At 55.7% G+C, this 23,628-nt stretch carries 27 protein-coding genes; 3 read left to right on the top strand and 24 right to left on the bottom strand.

The annotated features are described in order from the left end of the window. Positions 1 to 257 precede the first annotated feature (257 nt). The 5 genes from ACHPFG_RS08525 to ACHPFG_RS08505 form a co-directional block, all read right to left on the bottom strand. Complete coding sequence (locus ACHPFG_RS08525; protein ID WP_431702098.1) at positions 258 to 1,358, bottom strand: DNA cytosine methyltransferase; 1,101 nt, start codon at positions 1,356 to 1,358, stop codon at positions 258 to 260. Further along, positions 1,358 to 2,071 carry an MAE_28990/MAE_18760 family HEPN-like nuclease gene (locus ACHPFG_RS08520; RefSeq protein ID WP_431702097.1) on the bottom strand — a complete coding sequence of 238 codons (714 nt, stop codon included), beginning with the start codon at positions 2,069 to 2,071 and terminating at the stop codon, positions 1,358 to 1,360. The genes ACHPFG_RS08525 and ACHPFG_RS08520 overlap by 1 nt, the downstream gene beginning before the upstream one ends. After that, entirely contained in the window at positions 2,068 to 3,198 is a 1,131-nt protein-coding gene (locus ACHPFG_RS08515; RefSeq protein ID WP_431702096.1) for a DUF262 domain-containing protein, read from the bottom strand. Before ACHPFG_RS08515 ends, ACHPFG_RS08520 begins: the two co-directional genes overlap by 4 nt. Positions 3,199 to 3,340: 142 nt before the next feature. Further along, positions 3,341 to 4,618, bottom strand: coding sequence for a translesion error-prone DNA polymerase V subunit UmuC (gene umuC / locus ACHPFG_RS08510; protein WP_431702095.1), 1,278 nt, complete (start codon positions 4,616 to 4,618; stop codon positions 3,341 to 3,343). After that, on the bottom strand, positions 4,611 to 5,036 hold the full coding sequence (locus ACHPFG_RS08505) for a LexA family protein (RefSeq protein ID WP_431702094.1): 426 nt from the start codon (positions 5,034 to 5,036) through the stop codon (positions 4,611 to 4,613). The genes umuC and ACHPFG_RS08505 overlap by 8 nt, the downstream gene beginning before the upstream one ends. Before the next feature lie 321 nt (positions 5,037 to 5,357). On the opposite strand from ACHPFG_RS08505, the gene ACHPFG_RS08500 reads away from it, so the two are divergent. Together ACHPFG_RS08500 and ACHPFG_RS08495 are read left to right on the top strand one after the other, a co-directional pair. Continuing rightward, positions 5,358 to 5,657 carry a hypothetical protein gene (locus ACHPFG_RS08500; protein WP_431702093.1) on the top strand — a complete coding sequence of 100 codons (300 nt, stop codon included), beginning with the start codon at positions 5,358 to 5,360 and terminating at the stop codon, positions 5,655 to 5,657. Between the two features lie 64 nt (positions 5,658 to 5,721). Then, positions 5,722 to 6,060, top strand: coding sequence for a hypothetical protein (locus tag ACHPFG_RS08495; RefSeq protein WP_431702092.1), 339 nt, complete (start codon positions 5,722 to 5,724; stop codon positions 6,058 to 6,060). Positions 6,061 to 6,104: 44 nt separating this feature from the next. Here the strand turns inward: ACHPFG_RS08495 and ACHPFG_RS08490 are convergent, their stop codons facing one another. After that, on the bottom strand, positions 6,105 to 6,899 hold the full coding sequence (locus tag ACHPFG_RS08490; protein WP_431702091.1) for a DNA adenine methylase: 795 nt from the start codon (positions 6,897 to 6,899) through the stop codon (positions 6,105 to 6,107). A gap of 20 nt (positions 6,900 to 6,919) precedes the next feature. Here ACHPFG_RS08490 and ACHPFG_RS08485 point away from each other — a divergent pair, with 20 nt between their 5' ends. After that, on the top strand, positions 6,920 to 7,627 hold the full coding sequence (locus tag ACHPFG_RS08485; RefSeq protein ID WP_431702090.1) for a hypothetical protein: 708 nt from the start codon (positions 6,920 to 6,922) through the stop codon (positions 7,625 to 7,627). On the opposite strand, the gene ACHPFG_RS08480 is transcribed toward ACHPFG_RS08485, so the two are convergent. The 18 genes from ACHPFG_RS08480 to ACHPFG_RS08395 form a co-directional block, all read right to left on the bottom strand. Then, positions 7,628 to 8,146 carry a lysis system i-spanin subunit Rz gene (locus ACHPFG_RS08480; RefSeq protein ID WP_431703452.1) on the bottom strand — a complete coding sequence of 173 codons (519 nt, stop codon included), beginning with the start codon at positions 8,144 to 8,146 and terminating at the stop codon, positions 7,628 to 7,630. It lies immediately after the preceding gene. Next, the gene (locus ACHPFG_RS08475; RefSeq protein ID WP_431702089.1) at positions 8,143 to 8,457 is read right to left on the bottom strand and encodes a DUF6527 family protein; all 315 of its coding nucleotides are present in this window, start codon (positions 8,455 to 8,457) and stop codon (positions 8,143 to 8,145) included. Before ACHPFG_RS08475 ends, ACHPFG_RS08480 begins: the two co-directional genes overlap by 4 nt. Then, complete coding sequence (locus ACHPFG_RS08470) at positions 8,454 to 8,963, bottom strand: glycoside hydrolase family 24 protein (RefSeq protein ID WP_431702088.1); 510 nt, start codon at positions 8,961 to 8,963, stop codon at positions 8,454 to 8,456. Before ACHPFG_RS08470 ends, ACHPFG_RS08475 begins: the two co-directional genes overlap by 4 nt. Before the next feature lie 434 nt (positions 8,964 to 9,397). After that, positions 9,398 to 10,237 (bottom strand): hypothetical protein, encoded by an 840-nt coding sequence (locus tag ACHPFG_RS08465; RefSeq protein WP_431702087.1) that lies wholly within the window; start codon positions 10,235 to 10,237, stop codon positions 9,398 to 9,400. Next, entirely contained in the window at positions 10,237 to 12,108 is a 1,872-nt protein-coding gene (locus tag ACHPFG_RS08460; RefSeq protein ID WP_431702086.1) for a hypothetical protein, read from the bottom strand. Before ACHPFG_RS08460 ends, ACHPFG_RS08465 begins: the two co-directional genes overlap by 1 nt. A 12-nt stretch (positions 12,109 to 12,120) precedes the next feature. Then, positions 12,121 to 14,631 (bottom strand): phage tail protein, encoded by a 2,511-nt coding sequence (locus ACHPFG_RS08455; protein WP_431702085.1) that lies wholly within the window; start codon positions 14,629 to 14,631, stop codon positions 12,121 to 12,123. Then, on the bottom strand, positions 14,615 to 15,073 hold the full coding sequence (locus ACHPFG_RS08450) for a hypothetical protein (protein ID WP_431702084.1): 459 nt from the start codon (positions 15,071 to 15,073) through the stop codon (positions 14,615 to 14,617). Before ACHPFG_RS08450 ends, ACHPFG_RS08455 begins: the two co-directional genes overlap by 17 nt. Next, positions 15,070 to 15,930 carry a DUF2163 domain-containing protein gene (locus tag ACHPFG_RS08445; protein WP_431702083.1) on the bottom strand — a complete coding sequence of 287 codons (861 nt, stop codon included), beginning with the start codon at positions 15,928 to 15,930 and terminating at the stop codon, positions 15,070 to 15,072. Before ACHPFG_RS08445 ends, ACHPFG_RS08450 begins: the two co-directional genes overlap by 4 nt. Continuing rightward, complete coding sequence (locus tag ACHPFG_RS08440; protein WP_431702082.1) at positions 15,927 to 16,577, bottom strand: DUF2460 domain-containing protein; 651 nt, start codon at positions 16,575 to 16,577, stop codon at positions 15,927 to 15,929. Before ACHPFG_RS08440 ends, ACHPFG_RS08445 begins: the two co-directional genes overlap by 4 nt. 9 nt (positions 16,578 to 16,586) lie before the next feature. After that, the gene (locus ACHPFG_RS08435; RefSeq protein ID WP_431702081.1) at positions 16,587 to 19,457 is read right to left on the bottom strand and encodes a hypothetical protein; all 2,871 of its coding nucleotides are present in this window, start codon (positions 19,455 to 19,457) and stop codon (positions 16,587 to 16,589) included. Then, positions 19,426 to 20,013 (bottom strand): type VI secretion system-associated protein TagO, encoded by a 588-nt coding sequence (locus ACHPFG_RS08430; RefSeq protein WP_431702080.1) that lies wholly within the window; start codon positions 20,011 to 20,013, stop codon positions 19,426 to 19,428. Before ACHPFG_RS08430 ends, ACHPFG_RS08435 begins: the two co-directional genes overlap by 32 nt. A gap of 314 nt (positions 20,014 to 20,327) precedes the next feature. Next, positions 20,328 to 20,675, bottom strand: a complete 348-nt coding sequence (locus ACHPFG_RS08425) for a hypothetical protein (protein ID WP_431702079.1) — start codon at positions 20,673 to 20,675, stop codon at positions 20,328 to 20,330. Further along, positions 20,672 to 21,427, bottom strand: coding sequence for a hypothetical protein (locus ACHPFG_RS08420; protein ID WP_431702077.1), 756 nt, complete (start codon positions 21,425 to 21,427; stop codon positions 20,672 to 20,674). The genes ACHPFG_RS08425 and ACHPFG_RS08420 overlap by 4 nt, the downstream gene beginning before the upstream one ends. Positions 21,428 to 21,437: 10 nt before the next feature. Further along, complete coding sequence (locus tag ACHPFG_RS08415; protein ID WP_431702076.1) at positions 21,438 to 21,890, bottom strand: hypothetical protein; 453 nt, start codon at positions 21,888 to 21,890, stop codon at positions 21,438 to 21,440. A 5-nt stretch (positions 21,891 to 21,895) separates the two neighbouring features. Then, the gene (locus ACHPFG_RS08410; RefSeq protein ID WP_431702075.1) at positions 21,896 to 22,183 is read right to left on the bottom strand and encodes a hypothetical protein; all 288 of its coding nucleotides are present in this window, start codon (positions 22,181 to 22,183) and stop codon (positions 21,896 to 21,898) included. After that, positions 22,176 to 22,385 carry a hypothetical protein gene (locus tag ACHPFG_RS08405; RefSeq protein ID WP_431702074.1) on the bottom strand — a complete coding sequence of 70 codons (210 nt, stop codon included), beginning with the start codon at positions 22,383 to 22,385 and terminating at the stop codon, positions 22,176 to 22,178. The genes ACHPFG_RS08410 and ACHPFG_RS08405 overlap by 8 nt, the downstream gene beginning before the upstream one ends. Beyond that, a complete protein-coding gene (locus ACHPFG_RS08400; protein WP_065899730.1) occupies positions 22,375 to 22,623 on the bottom strand; it encodes a hypothetical protein in 249 nt (82 codons plus the stop codon). Before ACHPFG_RS08400 ends, ACHPFG_RS08405 begins: the two co-directional genes overlap by 11 nt. Positions 22,624 to 22,658: 35 nt before the next feature. After that, on the bottom strand, positions 22,659 to 23,606 hold the full coding sequence (locus tag ACHPFG_RS08395) for a Mu-like prophage major head subunit gpT family protein (protein ID WP_065927361.1): 948 nt from the start codon (positions 23,604 to 23,606) through the stop codon (positions 22,659 to 22,661). Positions 23,607 to 23,628 lie beyond the last annotated feature (22 nt).

Raw genomic sequence — 23,628 nt, 5'->3', positions numbered from 1 at the left:
AATACGGTTGGTTGTGCCTGCTGGAAACAACCACGACGGCCCTGCTTGCTGCTCGGAACGAGTAGCTCTGCCACCAAATCTCAGAAACGAAAAAGCCCCGTAGCTTATTCAGCTACGGGGCTTTTTCTATGTAATGGCGGAGAGATAGGGATTCGAACCCCTTCTTGCGTCCGTTCATACCGCTTAGGGCCAGAAAACAATGTGCTTTCGTCCTTTGCTCATGGCGCCCTGCGGTCTATGGCGGCCCTGGATTTGCCCTAATTTTGCCCTAAAGACTCACTCGCCTCGCCAATACTCGAACTCCGATATTCTTCGACATGTTGCTTTATGAATTTCCCTATCACTGATCCTAGTGTTACCGGCACCGCGTTCCCAATCAACCTGCCAACCTTGGCAAAACTCACAGACTCACCTTCAGGAAGGAATGAATAATCGCGAGGAAATCCTTGAAGCATAGCGGCCTCACGCAGGCTAATTGCCCGATCCTGCTCTGGGTGGCCGAATCGCCCATTTCCATACCCAAAGCACTGTGTTGTTATCGTTGGCGCAGGGGAATTCCACTCCATTCGTCCATAGACCGACGGGTATGTCGCACCTGTTTCCTTCGTATGACACGACGAGAGAAGACGCTCAGGCCAGTCCCTCCAGGTTCCCCCAGGTACAGAAGCGCGAATGCGCTCTAAATTAGTGCTGCTTAGACGGCTCGCCTTATGAAGCCGATCATTTGGGTCTTGCCCACCCGCATTTATTTCTGGGAGGCCTCCAATAGTCGCCTGTACCGTTTTTCGCGGCAGATCAAAATCAGGAATTTTAATCGGTCCTAATCTAGACGCTACAAGCACTAGACGTTTTCTAGTTTGAGGAAGTCCGATTGAATTGCATTCTATAACTTTCCAATCGACCCAATAACCTTCTAGCGTTTCTAAAAATATTTTAAATACTTCCTGTTGCGCTAATGGCGGGACATTTTCCATGGTTACAATATCGGGTTGAACCTTGCGAACAATATTGCCGAAGTGCTCAGCTAGACGCCAGTCTTCACTTCTACCATCACCTGCATTTTCACCATGCCTTTGCTTTGCCGCACGCGAGTAAGTTGAGAAGGGTTGGCACGGCGCACAACCGGCGAGAAGCGTAAAATCCCCACCCTCCAAAGCCTTTTGGACTTTGTCAACGTCCAACGATGCTACATCAGCTTGTAAAAACTTAGCTTTAGAGTTCGCCTCAATTGCATGAGCGCAGTTAGGATCAATGTCCACCCCGAGGGCTACCGAAATACCAGCAGTCTCTAGTCCGTAGGTAAGACCTCCGGCACCACAGAAAAGATCGACCGCAACAATCTTGTTACCTTTTCGCATCAAACTACTGCCGCCACATAATGCTTATTATCTACAAAGCCCTGAAACGCATCCACGGCGTGCTCCATATATTCAATAGTTATATCAGCGAGATCTTGAAGATCCTGCAAAGTTAAATCCCTTGCACCGTCCTCAAATGAGCGTCTTCCATGAGCGATAATATTCCGCCTATCCGCCAGAAACTCCAGAGGAGTTTTGTCCCCATACTTTGAAGTCTTAGCCATCTTTATTGCCAAAGCAGGAGTCAATCTGAAATCAACTTTAAGCCGCTGTGAAAAAGTGTATATTATCTTATCCGACCATGTTCCCGATGGCTTTTTAAACGTCAAGCTTTGTATAGGCTCTTTAGTCAAAAGCTTTAGCGCTGCTTTATGAACTACTTCTAGACGCGAGTCTTCACTCCCTTCTGCGCCACTAGCAGCATAAAAACGCAGCCACTCTTTTAGAGTATCATTCGTCCATTCAGAAGGAGGAGTGATTTTAACTGCCGCCCCAACAGCTTCAATAGTGCGAGTCATCACAGACTCGACAATATTGTACAGATGAACGATAAGCCCAGATTTAATTGTCAACAAATGGCGCACCGTCAATGCCGTTTCACCGATCGACACCGGATCCCCTACAAACAAGCGGCGATCTAAAGCATGAGCTAGCGTCAAGTGAACTAAGAATTCCTCTTTCCGCTCTGACAGAATAGCGCGTAACGTAGTCATACTTCGCCCAGCATACGATATATAATGTCTATTCTTCCCTCTAACTTAGAACGCACGTTAGCGCCATCAGAGACTACCACACTGTCAAATTCACCATTCTGCATCCATTCCGATACAACTTTCGAATCGACCTTCAACTCAGGATTGGCTCTCAACGCAAGCGCAGACCCAACAGAGATAGCTTCAAATCTGACACGTGGAACTGTGTTAGCTGTCCCATTCTTTCTAAAACCGAGTTCAAATGTGTTTTGAACAAACGCCAGCATCCGAAAAAACTCATCACTCATATCCTGAATAAGATCCGGATGATCTATCGCAGCTAAATTCGCGTCCTTCAAATAGTCATATATAAATTTCTTGGGACGATCGCGATAACCAGGAAAGCGCCCCTCTGGGGTATCATTTCGATTTAGATAGGCAAAGAAACGCGTGACCAATTCTTCACGCTCACGAGAGCTAACGGCTTTGGCCGTTAGCGGAGTCATTGCCATAAATCTGTGGTCCTCAGCCAACTTGGCAATCAAATCAGTGACCGCTCCAGGCAACGACCCTCGACGAATTTCTGCTTCATTCGCAGTCGTGCCCATTCGATTGATTCGAGCAAACATTTCTGCCCGGGTCGAAGGATCTGTATCTGTATCCAGAATAATCGTACGTATTGTTATATCTTCTAATTTATTTACTCTGTCGCCGTGAAGATCCTTAACGGAGAAACCATTTAGTTCCGGGACCAAAACCAAGTCGCGCAAACGAAGACCTTCCTTTAAGAAGGCCCTCATAGCTCTCATACGTTGAGACCCATCAACAATTTCCATTCTCCCATCTCCAGTTTGATAGAAGAACATAAAGGGGATGGGCAACCCTATTATTAAAGACTCAATGAATTGTGATTTCTGCTCGTCATTCCATGCAAGATTTCGCTGATAGGACGGGACAAAATAACGATCATCAACATCATTCTTGAATCTTTCGACATACATAGAAACTGGATATTCAGCAACATTGAACTTCACCTGGCGCGCAACAACAGAAACGGCCGACTCAGCCTCTTGCTTCGCCTCTTCACTTGGCGCAACGCCTCTGCTTTTCTTGACCATTTGAACTGTTACCCCCAGGTTAAAATACATTCAAAAAAGCTAGACATCGTTATTTCATGTGTAAATAAATTTTAAACTAGCAATTTTAGTATATTCAAAAGTTTCCTATGGTATCACGCCTGAATTCCGGATCGGCAGAGCATAATGCCAATGAGCATTCGCCGACCTGCCGTTATCGGCATTCAACACGCCACAGCTCATCCAGCTTCGTCGTATAGCTCTGGCTGAGCATTTCACGGCGCATGCCCCAGCTCGGTGCCATCGGCACACTTGCCGAACGCAGAGTCCCCCTTCCCCAGCGACCATTGATTTGGTCCAGTACCGTCATCACCCTGCTGGCTTCCTCTGGCTGTGAGAACGCGAATAGATCCTCGGTGTACTCACCCGGCAGACACAGATTGAGCAGCATCACTTCAGCCTTGCTGTATTTGAAGCCCGGCCGGTAGATACGGTCGACCGCATCAACGGCCGCTTTTGTCAGCAGTCGCACATCATCGGTGGGATAAGGCATATCTACCACCACTCCGTTGGCATACTTCGCCTCCTCTGGATTGAACATGCCCGTGCGGATGCATACACGCACCTTCTTGCACAACGAACCCTGGGCCCGGAGCTTTTCTGAGGCCCGCATCATATAGGTCGCCAACGCCTCTTTAATCGGAGGCAGATCAGTCAGGCGCTTGCCGAACATTCGGCTGCAGCAGATCTCCTGCTTTAGTGAATCGGGCTCGTCCAGCTCAAGACAAGACGTTCCGGCCAGCTCACGGGCAGTCTTCTCGATCACGATGCTGAACTTCTTACGAAGCGTCCAAGGATCCGCCCTGGCCAGGTCCATGGCGGACTTGATGCCCAGGGCGTCGAGGTGGAGTTTCATCTTGCGGCCGACACCCCAGACTTCCGCCACATCCGTATTGCGCAGCACCCAGTCACGCTTAACCGGATCGGTGATGTTGACCACCCCACCGGTTTCGGACTGCAGGCGCTTCGCTGTGTGGTTTGCCAGCTTCGCCAGGGTCTTTGTATGCGCGATACCAACACCGACCGGGATGCCGGTGCAGCGAAGCACATGAGCGCGAATCTGTCGGCCTAAGGCATCCAGATCACCGATACCGGTCAAATCGGCGAATGCCTCATCAATGCTGTACACCTCGACCGCCGGCACCAGGGCCTCGATCAGGCTCATCACACGCTCGCTCATGTCGCCGTACAGCGCATAGTTGGAAGAGAAGGGGACAATGCCATGCTGCTTGAGCTTGTGCTGGATCTGGAAATACGGTTCGCCCATCTTGATGAAAGGCTTGGCATCGTAGCTACGGGCGATGACACAGCCATCGTTATTGCTCAGCACCACGACGGGCACCTTCGCTAGGTCTGGCCGGAATACCCGCTCGCAACTGGCATAGAAGCTATTGCAGTCGATCAGCGCAAAGGTGGGCTCTTGCTTAGACATGGCTGCGTACTGTGCTGGTGATGACGCCCCAGATCGACAGCTCATCGCCTTCAAGAATGTAACGTGCTGGGAATTTTGGGTTTTCGGACAGTAGGACCACCTCCCGGCCTCGCTTGCACAGGCGCTTGCAGACCGGCTCATTGTTCAGCAGGGCCACCACTACGTGCCCATGCATAGGCTCAATGGCACGATCCACCACGGCCAAGTCACCATCGAAGATCCCGACACCCTGCATGCTCTCGCCTGTGATGGCTACAAGGTACACATGAGGCGCACGGATATTCAGAACCTCATCCAGTGAGATGTGCTGCTCAATGTGATCCGCTGCCGGCGAAGGAAAGCCGGCCGGAACCTGGAACGAGCACAATGGTAGCTTCGCGCCTTCCTCGGCGAGGGAACCTAGAATGGTAAAGCTCATAGCGACGCCTTCTACAAATACTGTACGAATGTACAGTTAACTTTGTAAGGCCCTTGCGGTCAATTTTTCTATGGGGATTTCGACAGGCGGACTGGTGTGTGAATCCAATTGGCTCACTCGTACGATGCTAAAGCCTTTAGCCTGTCGACCTACGTGTTCATAAGTCCTCATATGGCTCATCGGCCAAGGAGGCAGATAGCCGTACCGCGCTGCCGCCTAGAAATACCTCGTTACAAACACGGGTAATTTTGGCGTTGAAAATTCGAAGCGTGGCCATCACCGTGGTATCACCCTATGACGGGTATATTGAGAGCGCATAACATGCCAAAGTTGACCAGAGCAGACCTGCATTATGAGTACAGCTGGAAGGTCTCAGAAGGAGATAATCCCAAGTTGATCAAAGAAGATGCCAATCATTTGAGCCGAAAGGAAGGCTATGAAATGCTGCTGTACCTAAATGGCTTAGCAGGAGCTGACAACGCAGATCTCGATAAGAGAACGCGTCTTATTGTTGAATGGATGCTTAAGGAGAAGTTTAAATCAACAGCTCCAAGCAGTGAGACCGTTACATCTTGGGTCGTGAAAAACTTTGCAGAAATGAAAAAAAGTTATCCTCGCTAATTTAGCGCCCCACAGACAGAGACATTCCCTGCCTGCGGCTTCCGCTACTACTCGGAAGTAATACATGAGCACATACTTTTCTCATCTAGGTATTAGTTCCTGCCAAATAGGCGGGCTTGTGGCTGAATCTCTTGTGCATGACTTGCGTGTGAATAATTTCACTTTCACAAATTTTCCTGAAGTAATTACTGAATGGGATGAAAAATCTTTCTTCATTCAACTCAGAGCACATGACTTCATCACAGAGCGAGAGCAGTTTACACACGAGGAGATAAAGGCGTTACTGAAAAGATTTACGAGTAAAATGCCTTTCGATAAAGCCTTCTTCAAAAAAATTCAGACTTTGGCGATTCAGCTTGAGGCTCTAAGTGGAGAGTCTCGTGACAACTCACGCTTTCAATAAAAACTAAAAGTATCGGTAGGTGACGGCTCCGCCGCCCCCTTTAATTAGAACAACGCTCCCAATGCTGCTGGCTCCCAATTCATAACTATGAGTTCTCCGCTGGACCTAGAGTTACTATTTCGCTGGTTGGCCGTACTGTAGCGGATGTCAACGGTCTCGAGATGGAAACTTTCAAACACTCGGCGAATGTCAGGATGGTCGTTGATGCTGACCATGACCTTCCCCTTGCAACGCCTCATAAAATCAGCCATGCGCTCGTAATTCTCAAAGTGAAAATCCACGCCATAGCCTGCCGTCTGCCAGTAAGGCGGATCCATGTAATGGAAGGTGTGGGCACGGTCGTAACGCTCAGCGCAATCCAACCATGGCAGGTTTTCAACGTAGGTACCGGACAACCGCTGCCACGCTGCCGACAGGTTCTCCTCAATCCGCAGCAAGTTGATGGCTGGACCGGTAGTCGCGGTACCAAATGTCTGCCCCGTCACCTTGCCGGCAAAGGCATGATGCTGCAGGTAAAAGAACCGAGCGGCGCGTTGGATGTCGGTGAGGGTTTCAGGACGAGTCATTTTCTGCCACTCGAACACCTGGCGGGAACTGATTGCCCATTTGAACTGGCGCACGAATTCTTCCAAATGGTTCTGCACGACACGGTACAGCGTCACTAGGTCGCCGTTTATGTCATTAAGGACTTCAACGGGCGCGGCCTGAGGGCGCATGAAGTAGAGCGCGGCGCCTCCGGCAAAGACTTCGACGTAGCATTCGTGAGGTGGAAACAGCGGAATCAGGCGGTCGGCGAGGCGGCGTTTGCCGCCCATCCAAGGGATGATGGGTATAGACATGGGAGCAAGACCTTTACTGTATGAATAAACAGGTGCTAGGCTCACCTTGCTTTGTGCACAAGGCAGGAGCCACGGCCGGACTTGCAGGATTGGACTGCGGGTTTGGCGGGCCGGACTTGATGTTGGTGCATCCGTCCGGCTCGCTCCTTTTAAAGCTATCAATTCATCGTGTGCCCTCAAGGAACATGCCAATGAACAAAAAGCCCAGCAACTTCAAAAAGGACACAATTGCGTTAACCAGCAAACTCCCTAGCGAATGGGTCTTGGCATTTTTATTGGGGACGCTACCGATTTTATTTTTCAGCACTACCCAAAAAGATGTTGACGACATAGTTCAAGGACTGCTTGCAATCGGCCCGCTAATTGAATACTCCACATACCTCACTGGCCTTTATGCTTTCGTTTTTCTAGTTAAACATGGAATACGGTTCAGTTCTGACAAAAGCAAAGATACCTTTAACTTCATCCATAAAATAATTGCAGAAATAGGAACCGGCTTTCTCACTATCACGAGAACTGGTTTAGGAGCAGTTTTTGGAGTTTTAGTATTAGGATTGACTACCGATATTATTACAATCAACAAGCATCAACTAATATCAATGACCATAATGATACTTTCACTCACCCTCGCTAATTGCGCACTCGCCCTAGGGAAAGATACCCTAATTGAACATACCAACAGACCATCTATAAAAAACCCTATTAAGCTGAGCCCCAAACTAAAGTGATCATTGACGGAGTTTCTGAATTATCGTCGAAACGTAAGCTTGGCAAGCTTTGAGTGCAATCAGTCCTTGATCTCCGGCATCGGTGATCCCGATAATTCGTTGAGCATGCGCTGGGTCAAGTTGGGCTCGACGGGCTCCATGAACCACGCCGACGGTGCTGGGGGTGGCAGACACGTTGCTGCCACTGGCTGGGTCCTTGGCGTCGAGAATGACTGACAGCCGTACATCAGCAGTAGCAAGGCGGTCACGCAATAAAGCCTGATTACGTTTGGCATCGGACAGTTCTCGGGTGTGCTGTTGATCGGAGACGGCGAGTTGTTGCTCTGTGGCCTGGCGCTTGTCCTGTTCGGTCTGTTGTTGGCGGAGCGCGGCCTGGGTCAGATTGTTTAGATCGTCAGCCTGCAGCGCGGCCTGGCTCGCGAGCTTTCCAGCGTAACGCCACGCTTGAACCTGCCAGGCCGCGCAGAACGCAATAGCCATAGCGATCAACAGGACTGCCAATTTCTGTGGCGTGGTCAGCATTGCTCATCCTCCCAATCCGGTAGATCGACGGTATGCCCCGCCAAGTGGTGAGTGCAGTCATCAAGGAACTGAATGCGCCCACCGGTCACGAACGAGTGACAAACCCGGGGGCCATCAGACCAGGTGTATCGGACCAGAATGCTCGGCGTGAACGTCGGCGCGTCCAAGTTCCCATTCCACCCCCACCGAGGACCAACCCCTGCGCCGTGCGAAATGCCATGAGCGATGCCGCACCCTGGACACTTAAAAAACAGACGGTCCGCGTCGGCTTGGGCCAGGCAGCGGGACACTTTCCGTAATGCCGTCATGACCGCACTCCACCCGCCAAATGGTACTGCTGGATCAGATCGTCAAGCCGGTGTTCACGTTGTCCATACCCTGCACCAGGCAGGCTTGCCCAAATATTCCGACACTTTGCGATTGCGCTTTCGACCCGGCCCGTATGCACGTCCGGTAGCGCGCGGCATTCGCGGATGTGCTGCATAGCCAGCAGGTCCTGGCTGATCGGGCTGAAGTCAGGCAGGGCCAGCAGCGTTCGGTAATACGGCCAATCTTTGAGCATCTGCTGGTACCGGCCAGAGGCATTAGATCTCAGGCCCTTGCTGTTGATGACCTTCGAGCCGCGCCCCTTTGCGAAGGGGTGGTCACTGAAATCTGTGAAGACCTCAGGCTTCCTGTCGATGCCCGTCACGATGACGTCGTAGCCATCCAGGGCAGTGGCCGACGATGTGCTGGTCCCCTCGGACCAAGCGAGCATGTCTAGGAAGGCCAACGCATTGCGGCTGCCTGCCTGGGTGGTCGAAAGTCGTGCCATAGCCTTTTCTCCAGACGAAAAAAACCCGCACAACGGCGGGGTTAGAAGTAAAAACCAACTCAATTGACTGAGGTTGATACGGTGCTGTACTCAATCGAATGGGGCCAGAACACTCATCGTGATAAGAAGTTCCGCCCCGTTATTCATTGACAGCCTTTGCAGTGGGGCACATCGCTATCATCTGCGCCAAATTTCGCTATGAAGGAACGCGTTAATGGTTCAGAGGCCCGCCAAAACTACCAATCACCACGGATGGGTTTGGGTCTACAAAAAAATCAGACGCTTTGGATTCTCTCCATTTACTGCTTTTTACAGAGCGAGCCGTTACGTTCTCACAGGAGACACCGGAACTTTCAGGTTCAAAAATGGCTGGGAAAAATTCCGCTTCCGCCGCTAATTACGGGTGGTGGTGGACTTGAGGTTTACCTGGCCAACTATGGGAAGGTCGACGGTGCCGTGAAGGTGTCACCAGCAAACCGACCACCTGCAGCGAAAGCGGCATCCCATAGCGCCTTGTCGAGGGCATCAACGTCTGCGTAGGTTCGCCCCGACACGGTCAGATCCTCGCAGTAGCCACGATAGAAGATGTCCGAGGGGCATTGATTGGTCAGCGCTGAACCGGATCCACCATTACCGAAAATAATGCTCCCGGCCGCTGCCGCCACCGTATCCCCACTCCCCGCAGACGCTCGCATTGAGGAGTACCGATTGGCTACGGCGTTGGCACCGCCGACGACGTTGTAAAGCCCGGAAGCCTTACCTGTGTTTCCGGCGCCACTCATGTAACCCAGGAAGTTGCCGCCACTACCGATCTCCATATACCGGTGACCGGTTGCGAGCGCTGCACGTGTCCGGTGCGCCCATACCGAGAAATAGAACAGGTGGGTCTTGTTAGCGATGATGTAATCGCGGATCGCAGCTGCGATATTGATCTGTGAACCATGACCATTCACCGTGTTGTTCACCTGGCTGTAAATGGCGTGCAGGCCCTTCTTGGGCGTCCGCTCAAACAATGCGTCGGCCGCGACCGCGTTGCTGCTGAAGACCCCGGCCAAGCTGCTCTCAGTGCCAGCGCCGAGCACCGCTGCCGCTTCGCCGTAAGCGATGTTGGGAATGGAGGCTCCAGCTGCCGGCACTCCGCTCACACCACCCAAGCTATGCCCCAAGTCGAACAAATACAGCGACCCCGCACTCAGCAACGCATCGGAACGCAGAATGGGCAACGTCGTATCGGTAAAGGTGATGCCATCCAGTACAGTTTTTTGTCCGGCCATTACCAGGACCTCCGGTTAATTTCATAGGCAATGCGACGAGCGATATGCCCGTTGCTGATCGTGGTGTTGTGAATGATGTCCAGCCGCAGTGAACGCGGAACCACGCCCTTGGCCACGTCGTCCAGATCGTCGGCGCTGCCGTCGTTGAACTGCATGAGCCACTCGCGGATCTTGATCACGCGATCGCCGTACTCGGCAGTGGCCCAATCCTCCAGCGCGACACAATTGTTGTAGGTGGCGGTACCAACCCCCTCCCCCGTCGACGTGCCCGGTGTCGGGTTACCGCCAAGCGGCGGAGTAATGATCAGGTAGCGTTTTTCAACGGTTTTCTGCACCCCCACCATCGCCCGAATGTCAGCCTTGATCTGCTCGATGTTGTCGAGGTTGTTGCGACCCATCCAGATGATTTCGGTGTAAAACCCGTCACCGGGCACGTCGGGCACAAACGGCGACTTGGGCGCGCTGTATCGGGCGTCTCCGGCAGCATCCCGAGCAAACGTGTAAACGTCCGACGAGTCCCCGGTCTCACTGTGCGTGCACGTCAGCGTCCCATGGATGCCGCCCAAGGTACCTGGCAACGTGTAGGTGCCGGAATTGGTCGCGGGCGTGGACAGCAGCAAGGTGCTCAGAGCTGTTACCGTCACCGAACCCGAGGCCGGGATCTGGTTGTCCGTGACGGTCAGCAGTGCGGTACCAGCACCGAAACGCGCGGCGATCTGGCGAGACGTCTGCCCGCCAATGCCGCCATTCACAATGGTCCGCGCACTGATCAGTGGCTCAAGTTGCTCCCGCCAGGTCACCTGGCTGCTATTGGCTGTCAGGGAATCCCCTACACACAGCAGATCGTGCACCGGCTTGAGGTACTCAATCCCTGTCACATCGGGAATATGAATATCAAAGTTACCCACCGTTTTGCCGGCTGTGGTGATGCCCAGCGCAATGCGGCCAACCGCATCGACGACGGCCCAGACATAACCGGACTCTGGACTCAGTTGAACGGCAATGAAGCCTGACAGATCGGCCCCTAGCGCTTTGCGAGGTACGGCACCGGTGCCGAGCAAGAATTTCCCGGTAACGGTCCCATCCACTCGAAGAGCCAGCCCAATCCGGCCCAGGGTATCGATCACTGCCCACGCGTATCCCGACTGAGGGTCCAACGCCTTGGCGATGAATCCGTCGAGGTCGAGTTTCAGCGTGTTGCGATCGACAGTGCCGTCGCGCAGCATGAACTTGCCCACGAGTGAACCATCTACCCGGCAACCCAGCGCCATGCGCCCAACCGAATCGACCAGGGCCCAGGTGTAACCGGACTCTACGGCCAATCGAACAAACCGCAGCTCCAAGCCGTTAAACGTGCCGCTCTCAACCGCAGAGGTGCGCACGTCTATCTCTGCGATGTAACCCACTGACGGATCATCGGAGACGTGCCTGGCCTCCGTGGCACTGACCCGCACATACAGACTGCGCGATATATCTGGCGAGGTGGGTTCCACGTAAAAGGACTGGCCGTCGACGGTGGCCAACAAACCGGCGGCTACGCTGGCATGCACTTTTCCATCGACCATATCGCGGTTGAGGCGATCAATTTCCGCATTGATCATATCCACCGGGTCACTGGTACCGATGCCCTGCAGCAGCGGCGCTCGGTACCCCGCATAGCCGATCTGAATATCGATGCGGGCCGCCGTGGTGTAGAAGAACACCCGCGCACTAGCATCGGCATGCATGGGGTTGGCTAGCACCACGGTCGCCGCTGCATCGGAAAACAGCGGCGCCAACGTCTCACTCCCCGAGACAAGCACACTCACCGTTGCTCCGGGCAATAGCACGCCGTCTTCAGCCCTTGCGGCAAAGAATTGAATAGGTTGCATGATGAGTCTCTATCAGGTGTTGAAGGTGATCGCCGGGGCGAAGTTGAGTTGACTGCGTACACTGCTCCAGGTGTCGTACGCTGCAGCGCAGAGGTAATACGTGGTGTCTGGCGTCAGTCCCGTGATCTGCCCGGTGCGTGATACTCCTTGATAGCCGACCGTTCCTGCAGTTGCCGGATCAAAGTCCTCCTCTGTCGAATACACAAACACATAGCCCGCCGTGTCTGCAGCTGCACTGGCCGCGCAACTGACATCCGCTGTGGTGGTGCCAGTGACCGTGGCGGCGGTTCCCGTAACGGGCGCCGGCGCCGTATTGGTGACCAACAACGATACCAACTGTGCCTGGCCTGCAGCGTTGCGCTCGATGACCTCCACCCGATAGCTGCGAATGAGCGCGCCATCCACCAGCGCATCTTCACGTTGGTACGTGAATGCCGTGCTGGTGGTCGCCACCTCTCGCAGGAGGGCATTACTGCCCGCGTGACGAACACGTACCAAGCGTTCCTCGGCACGAGCTCCGGCCACCCAGCTGACGGTGAAGTACGGCGCCTCGAAGGCCCCCACCAGGGCGAGGTTTTGCGCGGTATCAGGCGCTACCCGAGCCGGCGACAACGTGACGCTGTAGGCAGTGACATCCGCCAGATCCTCAAGCGCTCGACCAAACACGTTAAATGAGCGGAACTTGACCCAGACAGTCTTGCCGACCTGGTCGGACGTGTAGCTGTACTTCCAGACCGCATCATCCAACCGCACAAAGGGTGAACCGGCCGAATGACTGGAGATGGCCGTGCTCAGACGTCCGCGTCTCAGATAACTCAGCTCATAGCCTCCGACGCCCGTGAGCACCGCGTCTCGGTAACTCAGCAGCTCACCGGCCACCCAACACAGCGTGGCGCCACTGTCCGCTTCGGCGGTCGTGGCCGCTGCCAACTCGGTCGCCGCTGCCAGTTGCACCGACAAGGTGTTGACCGTATCGGGGTCGATTCCAGCGGCCAGCGTCGTCGTCAGTTGCCCCATGCGCGCCCTGCCGTAAATCGTCTCCGCTAACCGGTAGCTGTCGCCATCGGCGCTGATCCAGATCTCACAACCGCCCCAGGCTTCACCCACACCGGCAACACCGCCCCAGATCTGCAATGTGCCGGCGGGCAGCAAGCTCTCGGGTGGGTTGAACATGATGGGCGCCAGGACAGGACCAGGCGCGACGTTCTGATTGCCCTGATAACCGCTTTTGCTCTGCACCGGATAGTTAGGTGCGCTGCCGACGCCCAGCAACGCATCCTCGGCCACGATCGCCAACTTACCCAGCTCGTCCTCCTCAACCGAAATCAACCGGACCAGGCGTTGGTGCAGGTTCAAGTCAGGCTCAGTGATCGTCACCAGGTCCATAGGTTCGAGGAGCACATGCTGCCAGCCGAGGGAGAACTCGTATTCATTGCGCACATACAGCTTGCGTTGCACCAGCAACTGCGCCGCATGGGCTCCAATGGCGATATTGCAGATCTCGTACGCTTTGATGGTGTCCATCGGTTTGGAGCCAAACTGCTCAATAGCAGCCTGATCAGGCGCACGCACCACGTCGGTGTTGTACTCGTGATCGCGATCGAGGATTTCCAGCGACACTTCGTTGTAGCTGTCGGCCTGGCTCTTGATCTTGAGCGAAACCGGCGGCTCACCGTCCTCTGAAAGGAAATCGTCATCGGTCAGATCCGCCACCGGCGTGATGTTCGGAAACCACGTCACGCCATTGCCAGTGACGGCCTGGTCGCCGTAGGGAATCACCTTGAGTTGACCAGCAGACCACACCATCTCGCTGTTGGTCAGTTGCAACCAGCGCGCGATCGCCTCATTCGCCGGTGACTGCTCGTCGAGCACCGGACTTAAGAGTAAGTTTTCCGCCAAGCAATAGTTGCGGTAGTTCGACATATCCGCGACCCATGCAGGGGTAAAACCGATACCGTCCAATGGATCGAGCAAAAGCCCGGGCAGGAAATCGCCCGGGTTGGCATCCGGCAGCCCGGGCACCTGATAACGCCCGTCCACCTCGAAGGTATGATTCTGGACGCCGGCGTTATCGTTGAGCAGATACCTGCTGGAAAAGACGTAGGCCGTGTCAGCGTAGGCAATCGCTTCGGCCGGGTGGCGAGTTTGAAGAAACCCCCACACGGTCTGATCATGAGTGCCATTGGCGTAGTTCAAACCCACTTGAGCAAGCGATGTGAATACTTCCTTGTCGCGGAAGACACGGTGAATGGCACCCAGCGGCCCACGCCCGACCGCAAGGATCAGCGCCGCATAATAGGTATAGGTCGTGTCTTTTTGAGTAGCTCCGCCCCCGCCTTTACCTCCCGACTTTTTCGTCGTGGTTTTGGCGACAGCTTCGAAGTCACTGTAATAAATGAGATTAGGACTGACGCGATTGCGGCCGGCGATCCAGGCGATCGGCTTGCCACTCGCACTGCTCTGGATCTGCAGCGCGTTGATGCGCGTTGCACTGTTGGAAATGGTACTACTGCTGCCCCCCATCGCTGACTCCATATCGGTTAAGTGTGTAATAACGCACGGTGTGGCTGGAGAGCCGCTCCTCGCGCCTATCTGCAAACTCGACGCCGATGTCCCGATAGGCGTGAATGATGAGGTGCTCATCGACCACCACCGCGCCGTGGCTGAAGGTACGGCCGAACTTCCAGACCGCGACATCACCACGCTGTGGCGTATCGATCTGCCGGCCGTACAACTCCAGCCAGCCCAGATAACGCTCCTCACTGCGATGCAGGTGCCAGTCCTGGGCATACGCCCCGGGGTCGATCGTGGGAATCAACCCGGCGGCGTGATACACCTCAATCAGCAACCAGGCGCAATCGACGCCAACGCCGAGCAGGTGCTGCCGGTGCTGGTACGGCGTGCGCAACCAGCGCTCAGCCTGCGCGACCACGGCATCACGCTGCAGCACTTCGAACGGGCTCATACCGATGTCTCCGCGACGGGAATGAACGGCATACCCCGATACCGCGCCCGGTTGCCGAATTTGTTGGTGCAGGCATCCAACGTCCGTGGGCATCCCGGGTAAATCAGAAACTGATCACCTGCCACTGGCACGCCTGGCAGGCCCAGAATCATCGTCACGGCGCCATCTGCAGTGAATCGGCGTACGGTTCTTGTCACACCTGCATTGGCACCGTTCACGAAACGAATCACGCCCTGGTCGAACCAGCCCTGAGAGGCGGGCACATTGGAGTTCACACGCAGGGCCGTGCTGCCGCCCTGGACCACACCCACGGTTTCAAACAGGGCACGGTTCACCCCGCAGTCGGCGCTGTATACCGTGCGCAGGCATGAGGGCTGATAGACGCCCCGGGGCACCTTAGTATCCAGCAGCTCGATCGGCGACTTCACTGTCACCGTCGCCTGCTCGCGATCGGCAGGATCCACCTCGGCGACACGCCCGATAAAACGTGTGACCGTGCCCACCACGGGCGACCGCCAGTCCGCCATAAACGCTCGGACAAGGTTCAAAGTGGCCCCGTCAAAACCGCCGCCGGCAATGAATGGCAGCAAGGGCTCGCCGAACACGGTGTCGTCCATGCCGGCGGTAAAGGTCACGTTCAACGTGTCGACCTCAATCCCGCGCACCGCACGTACGCCGGTGCGCTTGATCAGAGGCCCACTGGCCGAGTAGTTCTGTCCGGCGTAGAAGATCTGCAAACCAGCATCGGTGTAACGCAGCACCTGGCCGCTGGCCAGGGCAATCGTGTACAGATCCGCCATGACGAAACTGCGCGCCGTGGCCAGAAAGGATTTCAGTTCAGGTGTGGCATCGATCATGGCTTGATACTCGTGAACGCGATGTTTTTGAGCTCCCAAATCGCGCGATAAGGCTGAGCCCCGTCGAGCGAATCGGCCTCGAAAGCACAGCGAAAATAAAACGCCCCACTCCACACCAGCACCGCGTCAATCGGAGGGGCCACCGTAAAGGTGATGCGCGCCAGCTCATCCACAGTGAAGGCTGAAGTAGGAGCACCACTGACAGTGACAACGTCCACATTGACGACCCCGTACACCGGCTCCACCCAGTGACCGATCTCCCGGGAAAGCTGGAATGTTCGCGTGGTGCCGTCCCCGGTGCCAAAGCGCTGAAGCGTTACCAGGTGATCACTGCGGTCAAAGAACAGAAACTCGCCGAATTGCCCTTTGCGCTGATTAAAGAACTCAATCAGCCTCGACCACTCATCCAACCCAGGGCGCTTGCGCACGGCGTTGTAACTCAGCTGGAAAGACCACAGCGGCGCCGGGTAGTACGCCGTTGTCCGGCGTCGACCACTGGCAGCTTTCTGCACGCCGGTACTCCACTCAGGTGCTTTTTTTGAAAGCAGGGTTTGCCCGGGCAGGCGCGGCAGAACTCCTTCCGCCGCCGCGCCCATATCGGGGTAACTGGCGATCCAGCGCGCCGGCCAAAAAGGTCCTAACGACATCTCGCCCTCCTAAGTTTTGATGGCGCCGTTGCGCCGCATTTTTTGCATTTCCTCAGCCAGCACCCGGGCACCACGGCGAATATCAGCGGGCGACATCCGGCCGCTGCTGTCGTGGTAGTGATAGCTGTTGCCAGAACCACCCAACTGCCCTTCCCCATTGGCTGCCTGGCGGATGACATTGGCGTATTGCTTAGGCAGCACCATTTCCTGCTCGTGGAGTTGTGTCATGGGGTTGGTACCGGCAGGGATGTCATAGCCGCCCTCGGCCGAAGCAACGTTTTTCACCAGGCCAAATACGAATGCGCCGGCAGCCACTGCAGCCGCCGCACCGAGGATCGGTCCAATGATCGGAATGGCCGACATGGCTGCAAAGGCACCGGCCATGGCCTGCCAGGCGCTGGCAATGATGTTTTTGATCGTGGCTGCGCCCCAGATCGCTACGGACATGGCCGCACCGCCTGCCTCTGCAGCCGTTCGAACGCCTACACCCACTACCGTGGCGCCGGTTTTAGCCGTCTCACCGAACATCCAAGCCATCAAAGGCTTGGTGACCATGTTCTCAACGAACGCGGTGCCGATGCTGTTGAAGATCCCGCGCAACAGGCCCTGGGTGCTCATGGTGCCGCTGATGATCCCGGTAAGCCCGCTCGACCAACTGGTACGCAGACTGTCGACCATGCCCGTCCAATTGCTTTGCGACTCGAAGGTTTGCTGCCTGCCAATCACAGCCATGCTGTTGCGGTGGGTTTGCTCCAGCGCCAGGATCTGCTGCTGGACCTGCTGCAGGGCGACCGGGTTACGGTCAGGATCCTGCTCCAGCAGCGCTTTACGTTCGGCCAATGCCTGAGCTTCGATCGCATACCGTTGCTTTTCGAACTCGGCCTGAGCCTGCAGCAGCTGGCCTAGGGTGATCAGATTGGCTTGCAGATCCAGCTGGGCCATCTGTTCGGCATGCGCAACATCGGTAAGCCGCGCCTGCTGATCGGCTGCCAGCTGCTGCTGTTTCATGTTGGTGATTTGCTGCTGCTTTTCGCGCTCGACAGCGACCACCTCTGCCGCAGCCTTGCGGTATTCCTGGCTGTCCTGGCCGTAGAGTTGCCGGCTGCGCTCTAATGTCTGCTGAGCGATCTGCAGACGCGCGTCCATATTGTTGCGGTACTGCTGCGCCTGGGCCTGCAGATCGGCAAAGGCTTGGCCTTCGTCCTGCCGGCGCAACGCATTCAGTGACGCCAGGTAATTGCGCTGAACGCTCAAACGTTCGGCCGCACTCAAATCCGTGCGCTTGAGAATGCCCTGCCAGTACTGCATTTCCTGCTGCTGGGAGAACTGCAGGAAGGTGCCCTGCTCGGCCTGCTGCTGTGCGTGAGCGACCTTCTGCGCGTCCAATGCTTCTGCCCACTCACTGACCCGTGACGTGGCCTTCGTCGGCGCACTTACCGGGTCATCCGCTTTTTTAGGGGGAGTTGTGGACTCAACTATTTTTTTCCGATGCTCGACGGCTGCAGCATATGCCTGCTCCAGCTTGGTCAACCGGGCGACTTCAACGCCGTAAGCGGTCGGACTTGTCCTACCCTGCTGCGGTGCTTTGGTCAGGGCTGTATCGCCGGTCGCGGCCATCTCCGCCACTTTGCGTCGCTGCTCTTCAATGCGAGCGGAACGGGAGCGCATACCCGCGTCGACTTCTTCCAGCTTATTGGACACCAACTGCATGTTTTCCAGCAGCAGGCGCTCTTCGACCAGCGTGGCTTCCAGCTGGGCCTTGCCACCCCCACCGCGCGGGCCGGCGATAACGGTCCCTAACATCGCTTCGTAGCGCGCGACGTTCGCCGCCACCTCATCAACGGTAAGGCCTACGCCGGTCATACCTTTCAATAGGTTGTTGAACCAACTGGCGGTTTCAGACAGACGCTTATTCAGGCTGATGAAGACAGGCTCAAGGATGGTACCGATGGTGACCTGCAGCTGGTTGCTTTTGGAGTCGAGCTCGGCCTGGCTCCCAGTCAACCCATCGGCCGCTTTGGCGGCGTTGCCGACCTGGGCCTCGGTCTCTTTCATGATGCCGTTGTATTCGGCCGTGATCTTTTGCGAGTCCGACAACTTGTCACGACTGGTGCCGATGCTCTTGGCGTACTCGTCCCACATTTTGGCGACGTTTTTCGTAACACCGGCGTTATCCACCAGCACCGAGTTTTCGTTTTTCAAGCCCTCGGTGGCCGACACCACAGCTTCCGACATGCTGAGATTGGCCTGCCGGTTGAACGCTGCAGCGTCTTTTAGGCGGTTGATCACCGCCACCGCCTGGTCAACGTTGTAGCCACGGCTGAGCAGGTTTTGAAGTGCTTTGGCTGCGTCACCGACGCTGAGCAAGCCATCAGAGGCGAGCTTGTTGGCCTCATCCATGGCCCGGCCGATACCGACACCGGCGTGATTGGCCACCGCTTCCAGGCCACGATAAGCAGCCTCCTGTTGGATCGCCGCGTCCTTGCTATCGCTAACGATCTGGCCCAGCTTGAAAGCGCCCAGACCAAACACACCCGCAATGCCAGCCGCCACACCACCGAGGCCCGAACGCATGATGGTGCTGACGCCGGAGAACGCCTCATTAACGGCCGGACCAAAGCGAGCCAGGCGGGTTTGGCTGCCGACCATCTCGGTGTTGATGGCACGCAGTTCGCGGCTGAATGTCGTCCGGGCGTCACGCATGTTGCGCTCGATGCTTTCAACTGCGCGGTCGAAACCCTGAGTGCCAGCCGTAAACTGGTAAGCAATGTTTCTATCCATACCTACCTCACCAAATATTACGCAATAAAAAGCCCCGTAAATACGGGGCTTTTTTACACTTAAAAATTCACCATCCACAGGCCTTTCGCAGAGGTTCAATCACCCCCTTAAGTCCGCTGATAGGAAATGTTACAGTCTCGGGCGACTGATTATAGGGGGTTGCCCTCACCAACATAACGTCATGGTCCAACAGAGATTTGATCATGGGGATAGCCTTCTTACCCGACCACAGACCTAGGGATTGGTTATTGGTAGATGCCGTAAATGCTCGGGTCTCTGCCTTCTGGTTATCAATGCGGTAAGTTACATCACCGTACCCACTAATATCCGCTAGAAACTCCCCCGCCAAATTGATCAAAAGTGAAGTTTCACGCTCTTGACATCGAAGCGTCAGCGTTGCTGTGTCAGAACCGCCAGAGCGTTTTTCAATACTTTCATTCGATACAACTTGCAGATATACGGCCTGACTATCGTCAACCTTCGAGACCTCATTGCTCACAATCCATTTACCTACTCTTTCGGTCTTATCGATAGGCTTATACTTCATATCGTAGCAAGCAAGCCGTTTTGTATCATCGGTAAGAGCGACACACTCATCTGCTGAGAACGCAGGTGAAGAAATTATTAAAAAACCGCTTAGAAAAATAAAACGCATTTTGATCCCTCCCTAGTCATAAGGAGGAAATTACCTGCAAGACGAAACGCCGTCTACTCACTGAGGAACAATGAGGGCGTCCAGTGCACTGCGCAGGTGATCGGGCAAATCATTCCGTAGATCAGCAGCTATTGCTTCTAGGTTGCTGGCTAGGTCAGGTGCATCAGTAACTTCTTGGATTGGCTTGTAGCCCATGTATCCGGCAACAAGGACGTGTACGGGCGGGTGACTACGCCAGTAGTCGGTCATATGGCCAACCATAACCATGTCCCAATCACGCCGAAGCGCGACCGGGCTTTGGCCGGTACAGGCGATCAGGTGAGCGTAGAGTTGGCCCCAGTCGAAGGGGCCTGGCCTTCCCCCGGTACCGGCTCCGTAACTTCCAGGCCAGAAGCGCTCATAACAGCATCCAACGCGTCACGCATGTTTCGAAGGTCCAGCAGCGCTGCCACCTCTGCGCGCTCGATGTCGGGATAGTTCCGACGCAATGCCGCGTGCGTGGCATCGATCACCGTTGCGATACTGTCCCGGTCCATATTGCCGGCCATCACCGCGTTGATCCGCTCCAGCAGTTGCTCCAGATCCCCCAGCGCAAGGGGTGGGATGACGAGCGTTTTCCCTGGAAACGGGAACGAAACACCGGGGACATTCACGACCGTCATTCGTTGGCACTCCAGTAGCACACCTCGCCGAACTCATCCGCGTAGCCGGTGAATTCAAAGTCCGGAATGGTGTAGTCGTCCTGTTTGGTGGCGATCCCCAGCTTGTTGCTGACAAAGTTCGGCACGCGCACGTACACAGTCTTGCCCTTGTATTTCAGGACAAGCTCGCCCTGAAATACCGGCATGTCACCCATGGGCAGGTTTTTCACCGAAAGGCTTTTACCTGTCGTAACGGTGTAGCGGTAATCAATGAACACCGACTTGGCCACGTCTGCAGCGGCAAATGCATATTCCCCCGTGGCGGCATCAAAGGTGTACTGCCCAACTGTCGGCGCGCTCAGTACCCGTACGTAAGGGATCGCACTGGCGCCCCGTACCCCAAGATCACCAGAGAGCGTCCCGCCGGCTGGAGGCTCCACGGTGATGGTGGCCCCTGCCGGCACCACTGTGGGCTCCGTGGAGTGATGAACTAAGACCTGGCCAGTGGTCAGGGTCTGCCCGAACACCAACTGATTCCACTGCAGCAGGCTGATCTGTGCGGACTTGGCCTTGCCCGTCAGCTTGCCCTGGCCCCGCGCCGCGTCGACCGCAAACTGCTCGCTGCCGAACAATTCCTTGGAATCAAACGACAGATCCACCGAGGCTTCTTGCATGATACCCAGCAGGATGGGGGTCGGAGCCGAAATGGCATTGCCATAGGCGTCCATCAGCGGAGTGGCGTAAAACAACCCGCTGCCGAATGCGATTTGCATAATGTGTTCCTCAGTAAAAGGTAGGTCCGGCCGTCAGGTCGCCGGTGTTGCACAGGTAGGTGAAGCGGTAGCGCACCATGCAGTTGCCGGCGGTGTTGTCGCCTTCGTCCTCGATCCAGTCGATGTAGAAGCGCTGCACCCGATCCGCCTCCTCAAAGGCGTCCTCTGCCATCAGGACCGCATGCACGGCAACCTTGACCAAGTCGGCGACCTGATCCCAGGCAGCACCTGTGACCGTGTCCTCCCGGGCGATGATTTCCACCGTCAGCTCGAACTGGTTGCGATCCACTGCAGCGCTTTCGCGCTCACAGGTTTCAAGGTCAGGGCGCAGCACGATCGCGGGCGTCATGTCCCGTTTAATCGCCTCAGTACGACTGCGATACACCCGGTTTGCCGCCAAGGTACCGGCGGCCAAAATCAGCCCCTGCGCCTTTGCGACGATGCGTTCTTGAATCGAGGGCATGAGGGTTAAACCTTGGTGAGGGAGGCCAGGCTAAAGGCGCCGTCATCGATCATTCGGCGGTCACGGACGCGAAAATTCACGCCGGCGACGGTGATCAGTTTGGGATTGTCGATGCCCAGGCGCTCGGCCTCGGCGGTGATGATCAGGATCTCGTAGCCGGTCGACTGGCTGTTGGTGCCACCCATACCGTGGATCTCGTCCGGCATATCCCGCGCGGCCAGAAACGGCTGACCATCAACCATCCCGCCGACATTGAAGTCCTCAAGGAAGCCCCTGAGATCTTCGTCAAGCATCAGGGCTCGCCTTGACGGGCTTGCGTCCGCCCTCAGCTGCAGCGGAAGGTGCCGGCACAGGCTCGACCACCAGCACTTCCAACTGGTGGCGAAAGCGTTGGGCCACGTCATCAGGCAACTCGATCACGCCCCCTGCCCCGGTCAGTTTGTCATCTGGCCCGCGAAACGAGCCGGATAGCACCGTGTAGGATTTATTCGGCATTACGCTCTCCTGCGACCTTGTCCAGTTTCGACAACCGCTGCCCCAACGCTTTGTCCGGCTCGCCGGGGATCACAATCACTTCCCCGGCTTTGAACTGAACGGGCGACACGATGGTGTAGCGACCCTTCTTGTTTTCGACCGGCTCCAGGTTATGCGCACGCGCACTGGCCTGGGCCGCATTCAGGATCAGTTCCCCCCCATAAAGGGTGATCGTCTGTTCCACGCGGTATTTCGGCATATCAATGCCCTCAGTGAGGTGTTAGGCCGAAAGGCTTACGCCACCAGTTGGTTAAGAACGGCGTACTGCCAGCGCCCAAAACCCACATTGCGCCAGGTGTCGACGCCGTATTGATGGGCATCGTTGTCGAACTCAAATTCCGAGCCTTCGGCCTTGGCCTTCATGGCCACGTCGGTTTCCTGCTGACGGATGAACGCTTTCAAACGACCGTCTGTGCGGAAGGTCACGAACTTGTCGACCCAGGCGTTGAGGCGCACGTTACCCACCACGCGGACAACCACGTTGTCCGGCATGACGATCTCGCTGATGTTGGTACCGCGCGGCACGCTGAGTGCCGTCTGCGCAACGCTCAGCAGGTTGAACGGCACCATCACCAGAAACTCACGTGCCAGTTCGTTGATGGGTTCGCCCTGGTCATCCTTGAAGCTGGTCAACTGGGTGACGGATCGAGCAACAGCCTGCTGAAACTCCTCAACACTCGGCCGACTGGGCGTCCCGTGAAGTGTCGCTGGCAGTTCGGAAATGTCGGTGGTGATCTTGTTGGACTGCACGCCGCTCTGGCCTTCTTCGTGGTCGGTATCGAAGAAGTACTGGCCGTCGTAGCAGGTCTGGCTTTCACCGTTGAGCAGCAGCACCGATAACAGTCGTGCCCAGTGCGCGTTGGTGCGGTCGGCCAGCTCGCCCAGGCGGATGCGCAACTGTCCGGTTTTATCGCGGCGCAGCTCAGTGACCAGCACTTCGAGGGTGGCCTCAAAGTGCAGGTTTTCGATTTCGAGATCAGCGCTGATAAAGCCCTTGGCGTGGCGACCGCCAATCCACTCACGCAAGGTCGGCACCATGCCGATCCACGGATAGGTTTCTTTGGCCTGGTCAGAGTCGAACAGGTTGGACACGGCGTCGATCCAGTTCGACCCCACATTCTGCTCGAGCAGTTCGTAAAACATGCCGATGATGGCACGGCTGGAAAGTACTTCAGCACCCATGGGTGATTCTCCTGAAGAAGGA

Origin of the sequence: Pseudomonas sp. BR20, from assembly GCF_050780135.1 — a bacterium.
Lineage (GTDB): Bacteria > Pseudomonadota > Gammaproteobacteria > Pseudomonadales > Pseudomonadaceae > Aquipseudomonas.
This window is presented reverse-complemented; position numbering and strand designations above follow the sequence as displayed.

Excerpts from the sequence above, each read along its gene's own strand:
- ACHPFG_RS08525 (WP_431702098.1), bottom strand. The coding sequence starts at position 1,358 with ATGCGAAAAGGTAACAAGATTGTTGCGGTCGATCTTTTCTGTGGTGCC.
- ACHPFG_RS08440 (WP_431702082.1), bottom strand. The coding sequence starts at position 16,577 with ATGTCGTTAGGACCTTTTTGGCCGGCGCGCTGGATCGCCAGTTACCCC.
- ACHPFG_RS08430 (WP_431702080.1), bottom strand. The coding sequence starts at position 20,013 with ATGCGTTTTATTTTTCTAAGCGGTTTTTTAATAATTTCTTCACCTGCG.
- ACHPFG_RS08505 (WP_431702094.1), bottom strand. The coding sequence starts at position 5,036 with ATGAGCTTTACCATTCTAGGTTCCCTCGCCGAGGAAGGCGCGAAGCTA.
- ACHPFG_RS08495 (WP_431702092.1), top strand. The coding sequence starts at position 5,722 with ATGAGCACATACTTTTCTCATCTAGGTATTAGTTCCTGCCAAATAGGC.
- ACHPFG_RS08425 (WP_431702079.1), bottom strand. The coding sequence starts at position 20,675 with ATGACGGTCGTGAATGTCCCCGGTGTTTCGTTCCCGTTTCCAGGGAAA.
- ACHPFG_RS08395 (WP_065927361.1), bottom strand. The coding sequence starts at position 23,606 with ATGGGTGCTGAAGTACTTTCCAGCCGTGCCATCATCGGCATGTTTTAC.
- ACHPFG_RS08485 (WP_431702090.1), top strand. The coding sequence starts at position 6,920 with ATGAATAAACAGGTGCTAGGCTCACCTTGCTTTGTGCACAAGGCAGGA.
- ACHPFG_RS08450 (WP_431702084.1), bottom strand. The coding sequence starts at position 15,073 with ATGAGCCCGTTCGAAGTGCTGCAGCGTGATGCCGTGGTCGCGCAGGCT.
- ACHPFG_RS08455 (WP_431702085.1), bottom strand. The coding sequence starts at position 14,631 with ATGGGGGGCAGCAGTAGTACCATTTCCAACAGTGCAACGCGCATCAAC.
- ACHPFG_RS08445 (WP_431702083.1), bottom strand. The coding sequence starts at position 15,930 with ATGATCGATGCCACACCTGAACTGAAATCCTTTCTGGCCACGGCGCGC.
- ACHPFG_RS08475 (WP_431702089.1), bottom strand. The coding sequence starts at position 8,457 with ATGACGGCATTACGGAAAGTGTCCCGCTGCCTGGCCCAAGCCGACGCG.
- ACHPFG_RS08410 (WP_431702075.1), bottom strand. The coding sequence starts at position 22,183 with ATGCTTGACGAAGATCTCAGGGGCTTCCTTGAGGACTTCAATGTCGGC.
- ACHPFG_RS08520 (WP_431702097.1), bottom strand. The coding sequence starts at position 2,071 with ATGACTACGTTACGCGCTATTCTGTCAGAGCGGAAAGAGGAATTCTTA.
- ACHPFG_RS08465 (WP_431702087.1), bottom strand. The coding sequence starts at position 10,237 with ATGGCCGGACAAAAAACTGTACTGGATGGCATCACCTTTACCGATACG.
- ACHPFG_RS08420 (WP_431702077.1), bottom strand. The coding sequence starts at position 21,427 with ATGCAAATCGCATTCGGCAGCGGGTTGTTTTACGCCACTCCGCTGATG.
- ACHPFG_RS08515 (WP_431702096.1), bottom strand. The coding sequence starts at position 3,198 with ATGTATTTTAACCTGGGGGTAACAGTTCAAATGGTCAAGAAAAGCAGA.
- ACHPFG_RS08460 (WP_431702086.1), bottom strand. The coding sequence starts at position 12,108 with ATGCAACCTATTCAATTCTTTGCCGCAAGGGCTGAAGACGGCGTGCTA.
- ACHPFG_RS08405 (WP_431702074.1), bottom strand. The coding sequence starts at position 22,385 with ATGCCGAATAAATCCTACACGGTGCTATCCGGCTCGTTTCGCGGGCCA.
- ACHPFG_RS08400 (WP_065899730.1), bottom strand. The coding sequence starts at position 22,623 with ATGCCGAAATACCGCGTGGAACAGACGATCACCCTTTATGGGGGGGAA.
- umuC (WP_431702095.1), bottom strand. The coding sequence starts at position 4,618 with ATGTCTAAGCAAGAGCCCACCTTTGCGCTGATCGACTGCAATAGCTTC.
- ACHPFG_RS08415 (WP_431702076.1), bottom strand. The coding sequence starts at position 21,890 with ATGCCCTCGATTCAAGAACGCATCGTCGCAAAGGCGCAGGGGCTGATT.
- ACHPFG_RS08490 (WP_431702091.1), bottom strand. The coding sequence starts at position 6,899 with ATGTCTATACCCATCATCCCTTGGATGGGCGGCAAACGCCGCCTCGCC.
- ACHPFG_RS08500 (WP_431702093.1), top strand. The coding sequence starts at position 5,358 with ATGCCAAAGTTGACCAGAGCAGACCTGCATTATGAGTACAGCTGGAAG.
- ACHPFG_RS08470 (WP_431702088.1), bottom strand. The coding sequence starts at position 8,963 with ATGGCACGACTTTCGACCACCCAGGCAGGCAGCCGCAATGCGTTGGCC.